The organism is Bacterioplanoides sp. (assembly GCF_965219715.1).
Classification (GTDB): Bacteria; Pseudomonadota; Gammaproteobacteria; order Pseudomonadales; family Oceanobacteraceae; genus Bacterioplanoides.
Genome location: NZ_OZ244785.1, coordinates 947,141 through 966,513, shown reverse-complemented (window position 1 = coordinate 966,513; position 19,373 = coordinate 947,141). Strand labels below are relative to the sequence as shown.

The 19,373-nt window shown below is 49.0% G+C and carries 16 protein-coding genes and 3 tRNA genes; 13 read left to right on the top strand and 6 right to left on the bottom strand.

Annotated elements, in window-relative coordinates; all coding sequences use genetic code 11:
* Nucleotides 1-142: 142 nt before the first annotated feature.
* From ACOQOZ_RS04990 to ACOQOZ_RS04980, 3 genes are all read right to left on the bottom strand, one after another.
* A tRNA-Leu gene (locus tag ACOQOZ_RS04990) sits at nt 143-229 on the bottom strand.
* A gap of 86 nt (nt 230-315) precedes the next feature.
* Nucleotides 316-402, bottom strand: a tRNA-Leu gene (locus ACOQOZ_RS04985).
* A 78-nt stretch (nt 403-480) separates the two neighbouring features.
* Nucleotides 481-567: transfer RNA gene (locus ACOQOZ_RS04980), tRNA-Leu, on the bottom strand.
* Between the two features lie 179 nt (nt 568-746).
* Between ACOQOZ_RS04980 and queA the strand changes: the two genes are divergently transcribed.
* The 5 genes from queA (at nt 747) to secF (ending at nt 6,327) form a co-directional block, all read left to right on the top strand.
* Nucleotides 747-1,790: a tRNA preQ1(34) S-adenosylmethionine ribosyltransferase-isomerase QueA gene (gene queA, locus ACOQOZ_RS04975; RefSeq protein WP_420591173.1), complete on the top strand. Its 1,044-nt coding sequence runs from the start codon at nt 747-749 to the stop codon at nt 1,788-1,790.
* Between the two features lie 50 nt (nt 1,791-1,840).
* Nucleotides 1,841-3,013: a tRNA guanosine(34) transglycosylase Tgt gene (gene tgt, locus ACOQOZ_RS04970; protein WP_420591172.1), complete on the top strand. Its 1,173-nt coding sequence runs from the start codon at nt 1,841-1,843 to the stop codon at nt 3,011-3,013.
* 72 nt (nt 3,014-3,085) lie between these two features.
* Entirely contained in the window at nt 3,086-3,445 is a 360-nt protein-coding gene (gene yajC, locus ACOQOZ_RS04965) for a preprotein translocase subunit YajC (RefSeq protein WP_420591171.1), read from the top strand.
* A gap of 105 nt (nt 3,446-3,550) precedes the next feature.
* On the top strand, nt 3,551-5,410 hold the full coding sequence (gene secD / locus ACOQOZ_RS04960; protein ID WP_420591170.1) for a protein translocase subunit SecD: 1,860 nt from the start codon (nt 3,551-3,553) through the stop codon (nt 5,408-5,410).
* Nucleotides 5,407-6,327, top strand: coding sequence for a protein translocase subunit SecF (gene secF / locus ACOQOZ_RS04955; RefSeq protein ID WP_420591169.1), 921 nt, complete (start codon nt 5,407-5,409; stop codon nt 6,325-6,327). The genes secD and secF overlap by 4 nt, the downstream gene beginning before the upstream one ends.
* 110 nt (nt 6,328-6,437) lie before the next feature.
* On the opposite strand, the gene ACOQOZ_RS04950 is transcribed toward secF, so the two are convergent.
* Entirely contained in the window at nt 6,438-8,099 is a 1,662-nt protein-coding gene (locus ACOQOZ_RS04950; protein ID WP_420591168.1) for an AMP-binding protein, read from the bottom strand.
* 224 nt (nt 8,100-8,323) lie between these two features.
* Between ACOQOZ_RS04950 and ACOQOZ_RS04945 the strand changes: the two genes are divergently transcribed.
* The 3 genes from ACOQOZ_RS04945 to ACOQOZ_RS04935 all read left to right on the top strand — a co-directional run bounded on the left by ACOQOZ_RS04945 (nt 8,324) and on the right by ACOQOZ_RS04935 (nt 10,667).
* On the top strand, nt 8,324-9,448 hold the full coding sequence (locus tag ACOQOZ_RS04945) for a putative solute-binding protein (RefSeq protein ID WP_420591167.1): 1,125 nt from the start codon (nt 8,324-8,326) through the stop codon (nt 9,446-9,448).
* Between the two features lie 96 nt (nt 9,449-9,544).
* On the top strand, nt 9,545-10,288 hold the full coding sequence (locus ACOQOZ_RS04940) for a Bax inhibitor-1/YccA family protein (RefSeq protein WP_420591166.1): 744 nt from the start codon (nt 9,545-9,547) through the stop codon (nt 10,286-10,288).
* Nucleotides 10,289-10,385: 97 nt separating this feature from the next.
* Complete coding sequence (locus ACOQOZ_RS04935) at nt 10,386-10,667, top strand: hypothetical protein (RefSeq protein WP_420591165.1); 282 nt, start codon at nt 10,386-10,388, stop codon at nt 10,665-10,667.
* A 14-nt stretch (nt 10,668-10,681) separates the two neighbouring features.
* On the opposite strand, the gene ACOQOZ_RS04930 is transcribed toward ACOQOZ_RS04935, so the two are convergent.
* Both ACOQOZ_RS04930 and ACOQOZ_RS04925 read right to left on the bottom strand, forming a co-directional pair.
* Nucleotides 10,682-10,885 carry a hypothetical protein gene (locus tag ACOQOZ_RS04930; RefSeq protein ID WP_420591164.1) on the bottom strand — a complete coding sequence of 68 codons (204 nt, stop codon included), beginning with the start codon at nt 10,883-10,885 and terminating at the stop codon, nt 10,682-10,684.
* Between the two features lie 197 nt (nt 10,886-11,082).
* A complete protein-coding gene (locus tag ACOQOZ_RS04925) occupies nt 11,083-12,843 on the bottom strand; it encodes a phosphoethanolamine transferase (protein WP_420591163.1) in 1,761 nt (586 codons plus the stop codon).
* Nucleotides 12,844-13,200: 357 nt separating this feature from the next.
* Here ACOQOZ_RS04925 and ACOQOZ_RS04920 point away from each other — a divergent pair, with 357 nt between their 5' ends.
* From ACOQOZ_RS04920 to ACOQOZ_RS04900, 5 genes are all read left to right on the top strand, one after another.
* Nucleotides 13,201-15,174, top strand: coding sequence for a hypothetical protein (locus tag ACOQOZ_RS04920; RefSeq protein ID WP_420591162.1), 1,974 nt, complete (start codon nt 13,201-13,203; stop codon nt 15,172-15,174).
* 228 nt (nt 15,175-15,402) lie between these two features.
* Nucleotides 15,403-15,768 (top strand): hypothetical protein, encoded by a 366-nt coding sequence (locus ACOQOZ_RS04915; RefSeq protein WP_420591161.1) that lies wholly within the window; start codon nt 15,403-15,405, stop codon nt 15,766-15,768.
* 307 nt (nt 15,769-16,075) lie between these two features.
* A complete protein-coding gene (gene coxB, locus ACOQOZ_RS04910; protein ID WP_420591160.1) occupies nt 16,076-17,221 on the top strand; it encodes a cytochrome c oxidase subunit II in 1,146 nt (381 codons plus the stop codon).
* Nucleotides 17,199-18,797 carry a cytochrome c oxidase subunit I gene (gene ctaD, locus ACOQOZ_RS04905; protein WP_420591159.1) on the top strand — a complete coding sequence of 533 codons (1,599 nt, stop codon included), beginning with the start codon at nt 17,199-17,201 and terminating at the stop codon, nt 18,795-18,797. The genes coxB and ctaD overlap by 23 nt, the downstream gene beginning before the upstream one ends.
* A gap of 3 nt (nt 18,798-18,800) precedes the next feature.
* Nucleotides 18,801-19,373 (top strand): cytochrome c oxidase assembly protein, encoded by a 573-nt coding sequence (locus ACOQOZ_RS04900; protein ID WP_420591158.1) that lies wholly within the window; start codon nt 18,801-18,803, stop codon nt 19,371-19,373.

Sequence of the window (19,373 nt, the reverse complement as noted above, 5' to 3'; positions counted from 1 at the left end):
AAACAGAACAAAGTTTAGCTAAAAGCAATACAGGTAATAGGGGTATTTAGTCTAACTGACAGATACAAACAGATATGCATTATCAGAAGATAAAATGTTTCGAGTGAGTTTTCGGGGAAATCATCACAATCAGGAAATATTGTGGTGCCCAGGGGGAGACTTGAACTCCCACGGCCATACGGCCACTAGCACCTGAAGCTAGCGTGTCTACCAATTCCACCACCTGGGCAAGGCGTTTAGCGATCTTCCGGAGAAGTGCTAAATAACGTGTGTCTTCGAAAAATGCGACACCAACTAATTACATAAAGTAAGTAGTGGTGCCCAGGGGGAGACTTGAACTCCCACGGCCATACGGCCACTAGCACCTGAAGCTAGCGTGTCTACCAATTCCACCACCTGGGCATTTTTCATTCAGTAAAAAGTAGAGATCTACTGAATCATTGTCACTGACTGCTGAGAACCGAAGCGTACCTGCATAACTGGTACCAGAGGCCGGACTCGAACCGGCACACCCGTTAAGGCGGGGGATTTTGAATCCCCTGCGTCTACCAATTTCGCCACTCTGGCAAATCGGCGTCTGCTGTGTCAGTGGCGGCGCATTCTACAGGGGATTTATGGGGTGTCAACACTTTTTTTCTAATGATTTCCTTAACTTAGTGAAATTTATCCGGTAATCTTGCCGCACTTTCAATGAGCAAGGCGCTCCAGTACTGAGTTGCGCTCCTCTCACACGACGTCAAAAAAAGATGAAAACCAGCGATTTTAATTTTGAACTGCCGGATGAGCTGATTGCCCGCTATCCGATGGCAGAACGCAGCGCATCGCGTTTATTGTGCCTGAATGGCCAGGGCGGTGCTGTTGAGCACAAAATTTTCCGGGATATCGAAGCTCTGATCGAGCCGGGTGACTTATTAGTATTTAACAATACCAAGGTGATTCCGGCGCGCTTATATGGAGAGAAGGAAAGTGGCGGCAAGCTGGAAGCGTTAATTGAGCGTGTGCTGAATGAGCGGGAAGCACTGGCACACCTGAAGTCGTCTCGTTCGCCTAAGCCGGGTCAGACGATTTATCTCGGTGGCGGCAAAGACGATGGTGTTGCCGTTGAAGTGGTTGGTCGTGAAGGCGCCTTGTTTCATCTGAAGTTTGCCGGCGAAAAACCGCTGCTTGATTTGCTCGATGACGTTGGTCATATGCCGCTGCCGCCGTATATGGAACGTGATGATGCGGAAGAAGATAAAGAGCGTTACCAAACCGTGTATGCAGAAAAGCCGGGTGCTGTGGCGGCACCAACGGCTGGCTTGCACTTTGATGACGGTTTGCTGGAACGTTTAAAAGGCAAGGGCGTTAACTTTGCTTATGTGACGTTACATGTGGGCGCCGGAACCTTCCAGCCCGTAAAAGTTGATGATGTGCATGAGCATAAAATGCATTCGGAATACATCGAAGTGTCTCAGCAAGTGGTGGAAGCGGTAAAACAGACCCGTGCTAACGGCAAACGTGTGATTGCGGTGGGGACAACCTCGGTGCGCAGCCTTGAAAGTGCCAGTCAGCAGGGGGAAATTGCCACGTTTTATGATGACAGCGAAATCTTTATCTTCCCGGGTTATCAGTTCCGCAGTGTGGATGCCATGATCACCAATTTCCATTTGCCGGAATCGACGTTAATTATGCTGGTGTCGGCGTTTGCCGGAAAAGAACAGGTAATGTCTGCTTACGAACAGGCCATTGCTGAACAATACCGTTTTTACAGTTATGGGGATGCTATGTTTGTCACCCCGAATAAGGCCTGAGCGGGTTATCCAGCCGCAACAGCTTTGCAGAACAGTCAGGTTTACAGAATATGACGCGCGAATGTTTTATGAATTTTGAGCTGCACTCGGAAATTACCGATGGCAGCAGTCACGCCCGCCGCGGAACGTTAAAGTTCCCTCGGGGTGAAGTGCAGACTCCGGCGTTTATGCCGGTAGGCACCTACGGCACGGTGAAAGGTCTGAATCCGGATCAGATTAACGATCTGGGTGCGGATATTATCCTCGGCAACACGTTCCATCTGATGTTGCGCCCGGGGACTGAGATCATTAAACAACACGGTGATCTGCACGATTTTATCGGCTGGGATAAGCCTATTCTGACCGACTCCGGCGGCTTCCAGGTATTCAGCCTGGGTGATATGCGTAAGATCACCGAAGAAGGTGTGACCTTTAAATCGCCGGTCAATGGCGAAAAGGTATTGATGACTCCGGAAAGCTCGATGCAGGTTCAACGTGACCTGGGCTCCGATATCGTGATGATCTTTGATGAATGTACGCCTTATCCGGCGACCACCAAAGAAGCGGCGGACTCCATGCGTATGTCGCTGCGTTGGGCCAAGCGCTCCAAAGATGCTCACGGTGATAATCCATCGGCGCTGTTTGGCATTATTCAGGGCGGGATGTATGAAGATCTGCGTGATGAATCGCTCGAGGGCCTGACCGACATTGGCTTTGATGGTTATGCCATTGGTGGTTTAAGTGTGGGTGAGCCTAAGCCTGACATGATGCGCATTCTGAAGCACACCGCTCCGAAAATGCCGAAAGATAAGCCGCGTTATCTGATGGGGGTTGGTAAACCGGAAGACCTGGTGGAAGGTGTGCGCCGTGGTGTCGATATGTTCGATTGCGTCATGCCAACCCGTAATGCGCGTAACTCGCACCTGTTTACCTCGACCGGGGTGTTAAAAATCCGTAATGCCGCTAACCGCACCAGCACTGAGCCGGTGGATGCTGAGTGTGATTGCTATACCTGTAAAAACTTCAGTCGTGCTTACCTGCATCACTTAGATAAGTGTAAAGAAATATTAGGCGCCACTTTAAATAGCATTCATAACCTCCATTACTACCAGACACTGATGGCTGGTTTGCGCCGCTCTCTGGAAGAGGGTACATTTGCCGACTTTGTTGACGAATTCTATGCCAAGCGCGGTCTGGAAACGCCGCCGCTGGAGACGCCGGTTAATCCTGGCGATGATGCATAACGCGAAACTATTCAAATCTTGTAATAACCGTGCAGTACGCTGCACACAAAAATGACATTGGGGACACTTTCAATGAAAGCACTGTTAGCCGTACTGGCTTTAGCTACTTCACCACTGGCCTTCGCAGAAGGCGCAGCCGCTCAGCCAATGGGCGTGACTGGCCAGCTGATTTTCCTGGGTGGCTTCCTGCTGATTTTCTACTTCCTGCTGTGGCGTCCACAGAGCAAGCGTCAGAAGGAACACAAAGAGCTGGTTGGCGGTCTGTCTGTTGGTGATGAAGTGGTAACGGCTGGCGGCATGCTGGGTAAAGTAACCAAGGTAACCGAAGACTTTATCGTAATCGAAGTGTCTAAAGGCGTGGAACTGCCGGTTCAGAAAATTGCGGTAACAGCGGCACTGCCAAAAGGCACCATTAAAGAAGTTAAAGCTTAATCGGCTGCGGCAGGCCTGTGGGTCTGCACCCATAAGACGGCGTCCGTTACGGGCGGCCGTCTTTGTTGCTGTTTAAGGAACACAATAAGGAATAAGGGCAGTTGTATGCTCAATAAAACACCCATCTGGAAACACATTCTGATCCTGCTGGTGCTGGTACTCTCGGCCATTTACGCCGCTCCAAACCTGTACCCACCCGATCCTGCGATTCAGGTTACACCGGCCCGTTCCGGTGCTGAGATGAGCGAAGCGACGCTGACTCAGGTACGCGATGCGCTCAACAAAAACGACATTGAATTCTTTGGTGAAGAAGTAAAAGGCAGCACGGCTTTGTTCCGTCTGACCGAAACCAAAAATCAGTTACCGGCGAAAGCCGCAGTACAGCGTTTGTTGGGTGATGAATATATTGTTGCCCTGAACCTGGCGCCAACCACGCCGGAATGGTTGGTTAACCTGGGCGCCGGACCTATGACTCTGGGCCTGGACCTGAGTGGTGGTGTGCACTTCCTGATGGAAGTTGATATGGCCGATTATCTGGCCAGCAAAATCAAAAACTACCGTCAGGAAATGCGTAACAAACTGCGTGAAGAAAAGCTGAAATATCGCCGTATCCAGGTGGAAGGTCAGAGCCTGCGCATCAGCTTTGTTGACCCGGCAATCCGGGATGAAGCGTCCAACTTTGTTGCTCGGAACTACAATGAATTCCTGCGTTCTTCAGAAGATAATGGTGAGTTTTATGATCTGGTGCTGAAGGTGACTGAGCAGCAGATTAAGTCGTTCGAAAACTATGCCATCAAACAAAACTTAACCACCATTCGTAACCGTGTGAATGAGCTGGGTGTTGCCGAACCTCTGGTTCAGCGTCAGGGCCGTAATCGTATTGTGGTCGAGCTGCCAGGTGTACAGGACACCGCTGAAGCGAAGAAGATTCTGGGTAAAGCCGCGAACCTGGAGTTCCGTCTTGAAGCCGAGCCAGGCGCGAGTCGTTTCCAGACAGAAGAATACAGCTTCCGTAACGAAGATTTTCGCACTGCACGACTGCAGAAAACGATCATCACCACCGGTGACAGCGTGACCAACGCCCAGCCTTCATTTGATGAAAATGGCTTCCCACAGGTGAATATCGATCTGGATTCCAAGGGCGGTGCGCGCATGACTCAGGTAACGCGCAAAAACATCAAACGTCGTATGGCGGTGCTGTTTGTTGAGCGTAAACCGAAAACCACTTATGAAATAGTTGATGGTGTTGAAAAGCAAAAAACCATTCAGGTAGTCGAGAAGTCGATTATTTCTCTGGCTACGATTCAGAGCACGTTAGGTTCCAGCTTCCGTATCACTGGTCTGGAGTCGGCTGAAGCGTCGGAGCTGGCGCTGTTATTACGCGCCGGTGCTCTGGCTGCACCTATGTTCTTCGTAGAAGAACGTACCGTTGGCCCAAGCCTGGGTAAAGAAAACATCGAAATGGGTGTGAACTCAGTCATGGCTGGTCTGGCGCTGGTGCTGGTCGCTATGGTGGTGTTCTATCGCTTATTCGGTATGGTGGCTAACATCGCACTTGTCGCTAACCTGGTGATTCTGATCGCTTTGATGTCGATTATTGGTGCCACTCTGACCTTGCCGGGTATTGCCGGTATTGTATTAACCGTTGGTATGGCAGTGGATGCGAACGTACTTATTTTCTCGCGTATTCGTGAAGAGCTGCTGGCAGGACGATCGCCGCAACAGGCGATTCATGAAGGTTATGACCGCGCGTTTGTGACCATTCTTGATGCCAACTTAACCACCTTGTTGGTTGCGGTGATTCTGTTCGCTGCGGGTACCGGTCCGGTGAAAGGATTCGCAGTCACTCTGTCGTTCGGTATCATCACTTCGATGTTCACTGCGATTGTTCTGACTCGTGCCATCATCAACACCATTTACGGCGGCCGTCGTATTGATTCTTTATCTATCGGAGGCCAGTCATGAGTAAGGTGCCAAATTACGATTTTATGAAGTTACGCATGGCAGCCATGGTGCTGTCTGCGATTCTGATTGTTGTATCCATTGGTTCCCTGGCGACTCAGGGACTGAATCTGGGCCTTGATTTCACCGGTGGTACGCTGCTGGAAGTGGAATACGAGCAGCCGGAGAACCTGGATGCCATCACTAAAATCCTCGACGGTGCGGGCTATAAAGACGTTGTGGTTCAGAACTTTGGTTCGGAAACCGACGTGTTGGTCCGTATGTCTGAAGCATTCCGCGATGACCTGGGTAATGAAGTATTGCTGGTGCTGCAGAACGAAGCACAGGGCAATCACATTATTCTGAAGCGTTCCGAATTCGTTGGCGCGAACGTTGGTGAAGAGTTACGTGACCAGGGCGGCCTGGCTTTATTGCTCGCTCTGTTTGTGGTGATGATCTATGTTGCAGCGCGCTTCCAGATTAAATTCTCGGTGGGTGCGGTTGCTGCTTTGTTCCACGACGTGGTCATTATTCTTGGCTTCTTCTCGCTGTTCCAGTGGGACTTTGACTTAACGGTACTGGCGGCATTGCTGGCGGTTATTGGTTACTCCCTGAACGATACCATCGTTGTTGCTGACCGTATTCGTGAGAACTTCCGTATCGTTCGTCGCGGTGGCCCGGTTGAAGTGATTAACGAATCTCTGAACCAGACTCTGGGCCGTACCATTATGACCTCCTTAACAACCGCTCTGGTGTTAGGTGCATTAATGGTTGTTGGCGGTGAGCTGATCCATAACTTTGCACTGGCGTTAATGATTGGTGTGGTTGTTGGTACTTATTCGTCGATTTATGTTGCTGCGAATATTCTGCTGATGATGAACATCAGCCGTGAAGATCTGATGCCACCTGAACTGGAAGAAGAAGAGGACGACCGTCCTTGAGGTTTCAGACCTGAGGTTTCTGATTTATCAGTAAACATAAAAAAAACCGCTTCAATCGAAGCGGTTTTTTTATGGCTGACGTATTCGCTATTGTTTAGCTGGTATATCGGTTACAGCCAAACAACTTTATCGCTCAGTTCCTGTTGAATGGCTTCCTGATAACGACCTTCCAATAAATGACGGCGTATTTTTAACGTAGGTGTTAATAAGCCGTTATCCGGCGTCCAGGCCTCCTGCACAATCAATAAACCATCTAATACCGCATGGCTTTCGAGCTTGCTGTTGGTTTTTTTCAGCGTTTTGATCAGGCTGGTGCGAATGTGTTGTTGATCATGCTGTTGCGCTTCTGGCGTTAACACCACCAGAGCAACCGGTTGTTTTAAATTAGAGCCGGTTACGCAGATCTGTTCAATTAACGGGTTTTCCATCAGGCGTGATTCAATCGGAACCGGAGCAACGTATTTGCCTTTTGCAGTTTTAAAGATCTCTTTCAGGCGTCCGGTAATCTTTACATAACCATCGCCATCAACTTCACCTTTATCACCGGTGCGCAGAAAGCCATCGTCGGTAAAAACTTCCGCGGTTTTTTCAGGTTCCAGATAATATTCCTTCATTAGGAAATCGCCTCGTACCTGAATTTCGCCATCTTCTGCGATACGCAATTCGACGCCAGGGTAGGGGCGGCCAATACTGCCGATTTTATCGCTGCGGAAAGGGTGGCAGTTGGTGCCCAGTGCATTGGTTTCTGACATGCCCCAGGCTTCGGTAATATTTACGCCGATGCGTTCATACCAACGAATGGTTGCCGGTGATAACGGAGCCGAGCCACTGCCAAATACCCGAGCACTATCCAGTCCCAGTTGCTGGCGAATTTTCTTCGCGACAACTTTATTGAGAATCGGAATGCTCAATAACAGGTTGAGTTTTTTCGGTGGCATTTTCGCCAGAACACCCATCTGGAAGCGCGTCCACAGACGTGGCACGGATAAAAACAGCGTTGGTGATACCGCTTTTAAATTATCGACAAAGGTGTCGAGACTTTCGACAAACGAGATCTCGCAGCCGCAATAAAAGCTGGAACCTTCAACCACTGTACGCTCCGTGATATGCGCCAGAGGTAAATAGCTCAGTGCACGTTCTTTATGAGTGAACGCCATGGTGTCGACAAATTGCTGACTGGCAAAGGCATAAGATTCATAGGTGTTAACCACACCTTTAGGATTTCCGGTGCTGCCAGAGGTATAAATAATGGTCATGGTGTCTTGCAGATCCGGCACCGGGTTGCCCGGATGAGGCGGTTGCGCCTGCAATTCTGACCACTGGAAATCCAGTTTCAGTTCGGCACGTTCAACGTTGGGATACGGGAAGCCAAGACGTTTTACCTGCTCCGGAATGGCATCACACTGGTTTTGGGTATCGTCGAGTTTGCCGATAAATACGGCCCGACAGTTACTGTGGTTCAACACATATTGAATGGTTTCCTGCCCCGCAGTGGCATAAATGGGAACCGATACATGGCCTGCCATCATGATTGCCAGGTCGGCGATAAACCATTCGGCGCAGTTTTTCGACAGGATGGCAATGTGACTGCCCTGATCAAAATTCTGCGCAATTAAGGCGCTGGCAAGACGGCGTACCTTCTGGCCAACGTCGTACCAACTGTATTCGTAAAAAACGCCATCAATCGGTTGGCGTAAATAAATGGCCTCAGGCCGTGTTTGCTCCCAGTGGTATAACATTTCCAGTGGGGTTTTCAGGGTGTTAATCGACATTATTCGGTCCTTGTTATTTTTATGCTTACCACATTAATGACACTTTTCTTATTCGTCTGTTAAAAATCGTAATTGGCTGAACGGGGGTTCTCCTGTGTGGCATATTTGGCCCCTTGTTATGGCACGGGAGTCAATGCACGATAGGCCTGTTGGGCGTTTAATAAAGCCAGATTTCATGATTTGTGGGTGAAATCTGCTTAAAAAAATAATAAGGATTTCTCACAATGAAACGGATAATGACCTTCGCAGGTCTGGCTCTGGCGTTAATGGTCTTACCCAGATTGGCTCTCGCGGTACCTGAACTGTCAGAAAAGAAGCTGGCAAAGCTGAATTCCACCGTGATGAATATGAATCTGCCGCTGCAGAAGCGTGTTCGTGCCCTGAAAAAGCTTCATGCCGACCAATTGGTTAATGGCAAAATCGAACGCAGCTTTTGTGTCTGGGATCCACTGGGGCGCAACGGTCCTATTTATGCGACGGTGGACGATCAGAAATTACGCTCGCTGCATTACGGGTTGGCGCTGGATGTTCGTGCCTTTACCGATGAAAAAGAGCTGATCTCCAAGTTGAAAAGTGGTGAATGTGATGCGGCTCTGGTGCGCGGTAATCAGGTTTACGAATTTAATAAGTTCACCGCAACGTTAGAAGCGCCGGGTGCCGTACCATCGACACAGCATCTGCAAATTCTCAGTCAGGTTATTGCCAGCCCAAAAACTGCTAAGCGTATGGAAGAGGGCGACTATGTTGTTGCCGGTGTGGCTTATCTGGGAGATAGCTACGTGATTCGCAATGGTACTTCTAAAGGCACCTTTGCGGGTTTGTCGCGCCAGAAGCTTGGAGTACTGGACGACGATCTGACGTTAGTGGCGATGGCAAAACAGCTGAATGATAAGGCGATGGCACAGCCACCGGTACGAGCAGCGGAATCCTTTGTGAATCGTCAGGTTGATGCCATTCTTGCTCCGGCAGTGATCTATCATGCGTTAATTTCCGGTCAGCTCAATGGTCCGGTGCGGATTATGAATATGCCGCAGTCTTTATCGACCATGCAGCTGGTTGGACGCAAGGATAAGTTCCCGACCGGATTAGCGCAGTTATTGCGTGAAGATTTCCTGTTTAAGTTTGACAACTATGTGAATCGCGTTGAAGCCGAAGTGCGAAATGTTCCGGCGGAGAACTGGCAATCGGTGAACGTCACCGAGCAACAGAAGCGTAATGAACAGTTACAACAGCTACGCCTGGCAATGCGCGACAAGGGCACCTACGACGCCCGAATGCTGAAGTTGATGCGCAAAGTTCGTTGTAAGATTGATGCCAATGCCGACGAATGTCGCCTGAAGTTAGAGTAAAGAAAGATAAACCGCATAATTTGCAGGTTTTAGTTACCCCAAAGCTTGGCTACAATCGGGTAATTAACGATTTAAACTTCCTCACAGGAGCAGGAAATGAATAACCGTCCGGATTATCTCAACATGAAGCAGACAGCAGCACAGGAAGCTGCTGTTGAGCCGGTAGACTTTCAGCAACAGGCTCAGGCCATTACCCACGATAGCAGCAAGGTATTGAGAAATACTTACGCGCTGCTGGCCATGACACTGATGTTCAGTGCCGTGACTGCAGGTATCTCTATGGCTGCTGGCATTGGTCACGGCTTAGGTATGATTTTCAGCATCAGTGCTTTGCTGTTGATTTGGTTTGCTTTACCGCGTACTGCTAACTCTTCTGCCGGTGTTGTGGTTGTGTTTGCCTTCACGGGTTTACTTGGTGCTGCATTAGGACCAATGTTAAATCACTACCTGGGTATGAGTAACGGTGGATCGATAGTGATGCAGGCTCTGGGCGGCACAGCAGTCGTATTCCTGTCACTGTCTGCTTATGTACTGACTACCCGTAAAGATTTCAGCTTCCTGGGCGGTTTCCTGTTCGTAGGTCTGATTGTTGCCATTTTGTCTGGACTGGCTCTGGCGGTTGCTGGCGCTTTCTTTGGCGTGAACATTTCCGGTATGCATCTGGCACTGAGTGCAGGCATCGTATTGCTGATGTCGGGCTTTATTTTGTTCGATACCAGCCGCATCGTGAATGGTGGTGAGACCAACTACCTGATGGCAACAACGTCGCTGTATCTGAACATCTACAACCTGTTCACTGCGCTGCTGCATCTGACTGGTGCTCTCAGCTCTGACGATTAATTCGTGGAGTGAATACAAAAAGCCCTGACGGCGTGAGCTGTCAGGGCTTTTTTTGTTTCAGGCTCAAGGAATGGAGAAGCAGGGCGATAACTTAGCTATGAAATATCTACTGTTGCTGATGTTATTGCTTCTGTCTTACACGGGTTACGCCATGTGTCGCGATCGTGATGCCTGGGCGGCAAGTGATGAGCTGGCTCAAAAGTTCTTTAAAGAGGCGGAAGTATTCCGGCCAGCCAGGGTTCTGAAGGTCCATCACCCAAGCAGACGAAAGGAAGTGGCAAGCTATATCAAAACCGGTGAGCGGCGTTATTCGATATTTACTCTGGTTGATGAAGAGTGCCAGGCCGTTTTTCGCAAACGTACCCGGCAAGGTGACTAGCTTGAATGATTCACTCAGGATGCAAGCTTATCCTGCAGTGCCTGAAGGTCTTTTTCAAAATCCGCCAGTCGGTTTTTCTCTTTTTCGATGGTGGCAGCGGGTGCTTTTGATACAAAGCCGCTGTTATTCAGCTTGTTGCTTATACGATGAATTTCATCTTCCAGATGGGCGATTTGTTCGTTCAATGTGGGCTGTTCCTGACTCGTTACATCGGTCATTAATACCTACCTCCATGGTGAATATCTGCTTCATTAAATAAAGCCTTGCTTTAAGCATAGTCGATATTGCCGGGTTTGCAGTGCTTGACCGTGATTTGTTGATACCGGAACGAAAAGACCGTTAGCGAGAGGCCGCTAACGGTCTTTGAGTACCCTGCGAGGATCAGGTCAGGGCAAATATCAATTAGTCGACTTTGTTAGTCGGCAGAGCTGAGACTGAAACCTTCTTTTACCGGAATATAGGGTTTCTTACCGTGAAGCGTTGTTGCTTCTTCGGCTGGTAAGCGATAATTGCTGTTGAACAAGTCACACTGCTCGCAGTAGATATCGCCGCTGACACGGGTATTGGTCATGCCCAGTACGGTATCGAAAATAAAGTCGTTCGGGAAAAACGCATTCTGATTTTCTGCCAGTGTTGACGCTTTTTCTGCATATTGTTGTTTATAGCCCTGTGAAAGCCACATGATTGCCGGTGACTCAACCATGTCGTATGAGAAGTTAGCGGTTGAATGGCCGACGCCGCGTTTAATATCTTCTGAGTGATCGGCAAAATATAAGACAGCGCCGACCCCTTGTTCACCCAATGATTGCTTCAGTTGAGTAATAATCTCAGACACCACAAAGTCATTGTAGAGAACACTGTTGTCATAACATTCCCGGCTGTGTCCCAATCCTCCCTTGAAGATATGTAACCAGGCGGCATCCAGAGCGGAGACTTCGTAGCGTTTATATTCTTCCGGGTAACGTTCACAGTAGTTTGTGTGGTTGCCCATCAGGTGAACAAAAATCACATGGCTTTGCTGATCATCGAGTTGCTTAAGCTTGTCGGTGTACAGCGGTAATAACACACCATCCGGTTTATGGTTCTTGTGCGACATGCTGTGGAACTTGATATCAAAGGTCAGCTGCACATCCTGAGCTTCTTTGGCGATCAGGCCGAGAATCATGTCATAGCTGTTAGACAGCGGCTGATTTCCCAGCCAGTGGGTGTTGAAGCCTGCGTCATTTAACACTTCAACTACGCCGACTGATTCCAGATAGGTCTTCTGGTTTTTCTGATTGGCTTCGGTTAGCGCATAAGACAAGGCAGCCATCGTGCCCGGGTAATTAGAGTAAGAATTGGCCGAGATAAACAGATTGTCTTGCTGCTGGATTTTTCCCAGCTCTGGGGTTGTATCAAGCGGGTAGCCGTAGACGCCCATATGATGTTTGTTCAGCGATTCGCCGACAATAACCACATACACTTCGCCTTTTTCATCTTTGGCTGCGGTGTACGACTTTTTAATATCGCGGGCATCGAAGGATGCGAGTCGTTCTTTGCTGGACTGAATTTCTTCGATGTAACTGGCATAAACCTTAACCGGATAGGTAAACAGACCTTTTTCAATTGGGGCGAGAGCAATAAAAAAGACACACATTGCTACCAGCTTAAGAGCGACCTTGGTTGGTAAGGTACGACTTGTTTTGCCTTCCTGCTTGCCAATCCATGCCAACAGTACCAGCAAGGCCAGAATCGGCAGAATTGATATCACTGACGTAAACGTAGACAGGTATTCGAATGCTTCGTTACCGGTTGTCTGATACACCGCGATAAAGCTGTCTTTGTTCATGGCTCCGCCGACAACAATGTAGTGCAGCAGATAGGCCAGCGGTCCCATTACAGGAATAGCCAGTACCAGCGTCGCCAGCAAACGCAATGGGAAATTCGATTTCGGCAACGTCATAAAGATTGTGGTTGCTGCTGCAAAAATCAGCAGATCCACGGCAACGCCATAAGGATAAATTTTGCCAACGGATATTACCGACAATATGACACTCAGAATGCCCGCCGCTAACATCATTTTGGCGGCCTTTGTTTGTTGTTTTTCTGCTCCATGCTTAAACAACTGCTTCCAGATATAGATGGTTGCGGCCAGGAAAATCAGTTTGATAGGAATGAGTGGAAAAATAGATTTCATACGTATTACTTGTTGATCCTTTACTTAGTTGAGTATGAGGACGCGCATTCTAGTGCTTCTGGCCTGAACGCACAATGAACGACATTTCGGATCTGTGATTGCCAAATTGCGCCACTACTTCAGTTGCTGGCATTGAGTGCTTGATAAAACGGGGCTTTGGTACCAAAAATATGTCTGAATCACGCCATATTGATTAACAGCGGCTGATTATTCGTCTTTATTTATCAGCTCATAAGTTCAACGCACGAAAAAAATAACAATGTGAGGTGTGATATGAGGGCGGCTAAAACACTGCTGTCATCTGTGGTGGCGGGATTCTTGACCTTGTCTCTGAGTGGTTGTTATCAGGATAAGGTGATGGATCTTAAACTTGAGGGAGGCCAGTTCTTTGAGCGCGGAGGCTATCCATCGGATTTATTGCTGCAAAAGGGTAAATTATCGATGGCTGGATTCCCCAAGGTTGGTATGGAAATCAATCCAACCCTGCTGCAATACCGGGCTATCGCGGAGCGGGACTTCTCCGGCTTTGCTCCGGACCAGACCCTGTATATGAAGTTCCAGGGAGATATTCAGCCAGAAGATATTCATCTTCCGTCGGATATTGATGCCTATGTTTCCTCGTCAGCGGCAGTACAGCTGATCGATATTGACCCGGACTCCGCCAGTTTTGGTAAGCGTTATCCGCTGATCACCGAATACCGTTTTGATAAAGATGAATATCGCCCGGATGATTTACTTCAGGTGCGCCCGGCAGTGGACTATCTGCAACAAGATACCACCTATGCTCTGGTGGTCACCCGTGCCGTTGCAGCTAAAAATGGTGACAAATTAGAGGTGAATTCAACGCTGGCGGATTTACTCAGCGGCAAGCGGCCAAAGGGAGTATCCCGGCAGCGGGCTGATGAAGCTCTGAAGGTATATCAGCCGTTGCGGGAATTCCTGCAGCAGGACTCACTGTCACGTCAGCAAATCATAGGCGCCAGCGTCTGGACTACCGGAAAGGTCACCGCTAAAGCGCAGCAGATTGCCACTGCGGTGCAAGATTTAGCGCAACCGGTTTTGAATGGTGAGTTGCAACGTGTCGAGGAAAATGACAATTACTGCATCTTATCCGGCAGCTGGCAGGTGCCACAATGGCAGCGCGGGTTGTTCCCGTTTGCAACGCCATTGGATAACGGCAGGCTGGAACTGAATAATGGTGCGCTGAAGCAATACAGCGAACGTACCAGTCCGATCACTATCACTATTCCAAAACAGGCGACGGCTGATCAACTTCCACTGATGTTTTATCATCATGGCACTGATGGTCGGTCGACACAGTCCTTTACCCGTGGTGTTACCCTGGCTTCCGGGGAAAAAACACGTGAGGGAGCTCCGGCGGAAGTGGCTGCCAGCCAGGGCTGGGCGACTGCATCGATGGGCGGTTACATGGGAGCTGATCATCAGGACTCTTTGCCGTTACTCGATTTTATTGGCGACCAGATCCCCGGGCTGTCATTAAACATCGCGTCCTATAACTTCATTAATATCCAGGCGATGCGGGATAACCTGCTGCAAATGATGGGGGAGAGGATTCTTTTTCGGCGCCTGGTTAACAATCTGACGATCGAAGCTGGCAGTTGTGATAATGCAAACCCGATTCGTTTTGATCAGGCGACTCAGGTGGCGATGGGGCAGTCGTTGGGCTCATTTACCGCAGGGGCACAGGTCGCGTTTGATCCTCAGCCACTGCAAGGTTACATCGGTACTGGTGCCGGTGCTTATGATTTACGTTTGGTTATGAACCTGGCTGCCATCAGTGCGACCAATACACCATTGGGAGAAACACTGGAGCCACTGTTTTTCTGGACGTCCAAACAAAGCGTTATCAACGACCCGTTTCATCCTGTCTGGGCGATTACCGATCAGATTCTGGCACCGGCAGATTTTTCCTACGGCTTAAATTCCCGGCAACGTCTGGGTAATCCTACTCATCAGCTATTGGTGTTGGGTCATTTTGATGATTGGGTTGGCCTGCCGTCTCAGCGCAAATTGTTGCGTGCTATTCAGCCGGATATGGTGGGTGACGATATCGATGTTGAACAAAAGGATAAGCTGATTACAGATGTTCGTGCTTATGGTGGAGAGCAGTATTCTGCTGTAGCGGCTAATAGCCGTTCGGGCGTTACAAACGCTGTGGTGCGTTATGCCGAAGATGGGGTTATTTCCGGGCACAACGTGTACTTTCAGCAAACCAATGCGCACGACCAGTTAGCCTGCTTCTTGTCGGATATTGCCAACCAGCGAGCACCGTTGGTTGAGCAAACTCCGCGCGAAGGTTGTTCGTATTAAACTCGTTCTCTTAAAACAACTCTTTTAAACCTTCAGATTTAAACGCCCACCCAACTTGCGTGTGGGCTTTTTCTTACATGACTTTCCCCGACCATCCTCTTTAAAAAAGCAGCAACAGGTCTATGCTGGTGGAAGAGCGTTATATGCAGTGCTTTTACACAAGGAAACCGAGCTTAACGCTCTGCAACGTAACACTCCTATCGTATCCGGATGGAGGTCACTATAGTCATGCTATATATCAATAAAAAAGAGATCTCACCTTTGGTTCGATATCTGGGACTGATTGCCTTGGCTATGGGATGCAGCGCCTGCGTAAAGCCAAACGACTTTGACCTGCAAGGGGATGTGGATACTCTGGGGGATGCGATGTCGCATTGCCGGGCTTACACCACCCATGAAATGCCACAAGGCACCCGTATTTCCCTTGATGAATATTCCAGCCGTGAAACCCGCGAATACTACGATATCTATTTTGATCTGTCTGATTCGTCGCAGTCAGGTTATGCAAAATGTCGTGTCGATAAAAGTGGACTGATCACGTATCTTGGAACGCGCGATTTCCGCCGCAAATCCAGATCGTTTGCCGGTTTCTGAATATCCTGATGAATTTTATAACACGCTGCTCAGAGTAAATTACTCTTAGCAGCTTTTCTTTGTGCGTCTGAGTTCTTAACGCAAGAAATTACACTACTTTTCCAAACTAACTTCATGTTATTGATTTCCCGAGTGTTTTACTTGGTTTCTGGGAAATAGTCAGAGCTGTTCAATAATTTCGAATTATAAAAAGCATTTTTATTTATGACGATGTGCTCTTAACCGCTGAAAAGCTCTGATTCAGCCGGGTTGAGCTGAGATGGGCTTCTGTCTTAACTGTATACAAGCAGATCATTTAGGAGTCTGTATGGCAGTGAGCAGCGAATCTACATGGAACCTTCCCGTTGGCGTCACGGAAATCAGTCGTGAAGTCTTTTCCCTGCATATGATCATCTTCTGGATTTGTGTCGCCATTGCGGTGGTGGTATTCGGCGTTATGTTCTGGTCGCTGATTCGCTACCGTCGATCAAAAGGGTCGAAGGCATCCCATTTCCACGAAAATACCTGGGTCGAATTACTTTGGACCGCAATTCCCTTGCTTATTCTGGTCGCGATGGCGATCCCGGCAACCGCCACGCTGAAAAAAATGTATGACCCCAGTGCTGCAGACCTTGATGTACTGATTACCGGTTATCAATGGCGCTGGCGTTACGAATATATGCAGCAGGATGTCAGTTACTTCTCCAATCTATCAACGCCACCCGAGCAAATCGAAAACCTGCAGAAAAAAGGTGAGCATTATTTACTTGAGGTGGACGAACCTCTGGTTGTTCCCGTCGGCAAAAAAATCCGGTTTTTATTAACTTCTGCCGACGTTATTCATGCCTGGTGGGTTCCGGAGCTGGCGGTGAAAAAAGATGCGGTGCCTGGATTTATTAACGAGAGCTGGGCCTTGATTGAAGAGCCCGGAGTTTACCGTGGCCAGTGTGCGGAGCTGTGTGGGCGTAACCATGGTTTTATGCCAATCGAAGTAAAGGCCGTGGAGCAAGAAGAATACAACCGTTGGCTGGCAGAGAAAAAGGCGCAATTGCAGGCGCAAGCCAGTGGCGCCAATAAAGAGTGGGCGATGGAAGAGCTGATGGCGCAGGGAGAAACGGTTTACAACACGTATTGCTCATCCTGCCATCAGTCAAATGGTGCAGGGATTCCTCCGGTATTTCCCGCTTTGGCGGGCAGTGATCTGATGAAGCTGGAATCCGGGCGGCAAGAACATATTGATAGTGTGTTGTTCGGTCGGGCCGGAACGGCCATGTCCGCTTTTGGCCAGGTATTGTCGGTCACGGATCTGGCAGCCGTTATTACCTATGAACGCAACGCCTGGGGTAATAGCAGCGGCGATACCGTTCAGCCCGGAGAAATTACGCAACGGTTAACGCGGGGGCAGCCGGACTCGGCAGAAACCATCACTGCTCAATCTGAGGAGGTTGCAGATGCGAACGGATCTTCACTCTGATGCTCATACCACAAGCTCCGGTCTGATGCGCTGGCTGGTGACCACCAATCACAAAGAGGTCGGCACTCTGTATCTGATTTTCTCCTGCTCCATGCTGTTTGTTGGTGGTCTGATGGCGCTGGTAATCCGTGCTGAATTATTTCAACCGGGGCTGCAATTTGTGCAACCGGAATTCTTCAATCAGATGACCACAATGCACGGTCTGATTATGGTGTTTGGTGCGGTGATGCCAGCATTTGTGGGGCTGGCCAACTGGATGGTGCCGCTACAGATTGGCGCCCCTGATATGGCATTGCCACGACTGAATAACTTCAGTTTCTGGTTATTGCCTGTTGCATTTGGCATGTTGCTCAGCACCTTATTAATGGAAGGTGGCGGGCCGAATTTTGGCTGGACATTTTATGCACCACTTTCAACAACCTATGCGCCACCATCAACCAATTTCTTTATTCTTTCCATTCACCTGGCGGGCATAAGTTCGATTTTGGGAGCGATTAATATTATTGCAACCATCTTGAATATGCGTACACCGGGTATGCGTCTGATGGATATGTCATTGTTTGTCTGGACCTGGTTGATCACTGCATTTTTGCTGATTGCAGTGATGCCGGTGCTCGCTGGTGTTGTCACCATGATGCTGCTGGATATTAACTTTGGAACCAGTTTTTTTAATGCCGCCGGTGGTGGTGACCCGGTTTTATTCCAACATTTATTCTGGTTTTTTGGTCATCCGGAAGTTTACATCATGATCTTGCCAGCTTTTGGTATTGTGTCGCTGATTATTCCGGCATTTTCCCGTAAACGGTTATTTGGTTACCGTTCGATGGTTTATGCAACGGCCTCCATTGCCATCATGTCGTTTGTGGTGTGGGCGCATCATATGTTTACCGTTGGTTTGCCATTGCCGGCACAATTATTTTTTATGTACACCACGATGCTGATTGCGGTACCAACCGGTGTAAAAGTATTTAACTGGGTTGCGACGTTATTTCAGGGTTCAATCAGTTTTGAAGTCCCGATGTTATTTGCTCTCGCATTTATTGTGCAGTTCACCATTGGTGGTTTGTCCGGTGTGATGCTGGCGATTGTTCCGGCAGACTTTCAGTATCACGACACATATTTTGTGGTAGCGCACTTTCATTACGTGCTTGTTCCCGGTGCTATTTTTGCAATTATTGCCGGAATTTATTACTGGCTGCCCAAGTGGACCGGTTTTTACCCGGATGAAACCCTTGGACGGTGGCATTTCTGGTTGTCTGTTATTGGCGTCAATCTGACGTTCTTCCCTATGCATTTTTCCGGACTGGCCGGCATGCCACGACGTATTCCGGATTACGCCCTGCAGTTTGCTGACTTTAATATGATTTCATCTGTAGGTGGTTTTTTATTCGGCTTATCCCAACTGTTGTTAATTGTTGTTGTGGTGCGTTGTGTTCGTGGCGGTCGGCCAGCTCCGGAAAAACCGTGGGATGGGGCGGAAGGACTGGAGTGGGTTGTACCCAGTCCCGCTCCATCCCACACCTTCAGTACGCCTCCGGAGTTTATTCCGGAACGTGACTCTCCGAGCCGGAGTTAGGTTATGTCGCAACCGATGTTAACCGATAGTGAGCGGCAGTCTGCAATTCGGGCGACGGTGCGTCAGTCCTTGTGGGCTGTTGTTGCGATGGTGTTGTTTACTCTGGCTTTGATTCCGTTGTATCAGGTTTTTTGTGATGTAACCGGGCTGAATGGACGATCTTCCGGGCTTAGTCAGGCAGCTGATAGCGAATTGCTCAATTCCCAACCCGGCAGTGGTGCTGAGTACGACATTCAGTTTGTTACCCAGACGGGTACGGGGTTGGCGCTGGAGTTTAAGGCACTTGAGGGTAGTCAGGTTATTCAGCCAGGCGGCAGAAAACAGGTGATGTTTCGCTTTCGTAACCTCAGTAATCGGGTGCTGACCGCTAAAGCGGTGCCCAGTGTCAGCCCGGCTGCCGCCAGTCGCCATTTACTGAAGATAGAGTGTTTCTGTTTTCAGGAACTTGAATTTGCTCCGTTTGAACAAAAAGACATTCCACTGATTTATTTTTTGTCTGCAGCGGTGCCGGATGATTTCCGCCGCCTGACCCTGGCCTATAACCTGTATCAGGTTGATGGGAGTGAAGGAGGTTAG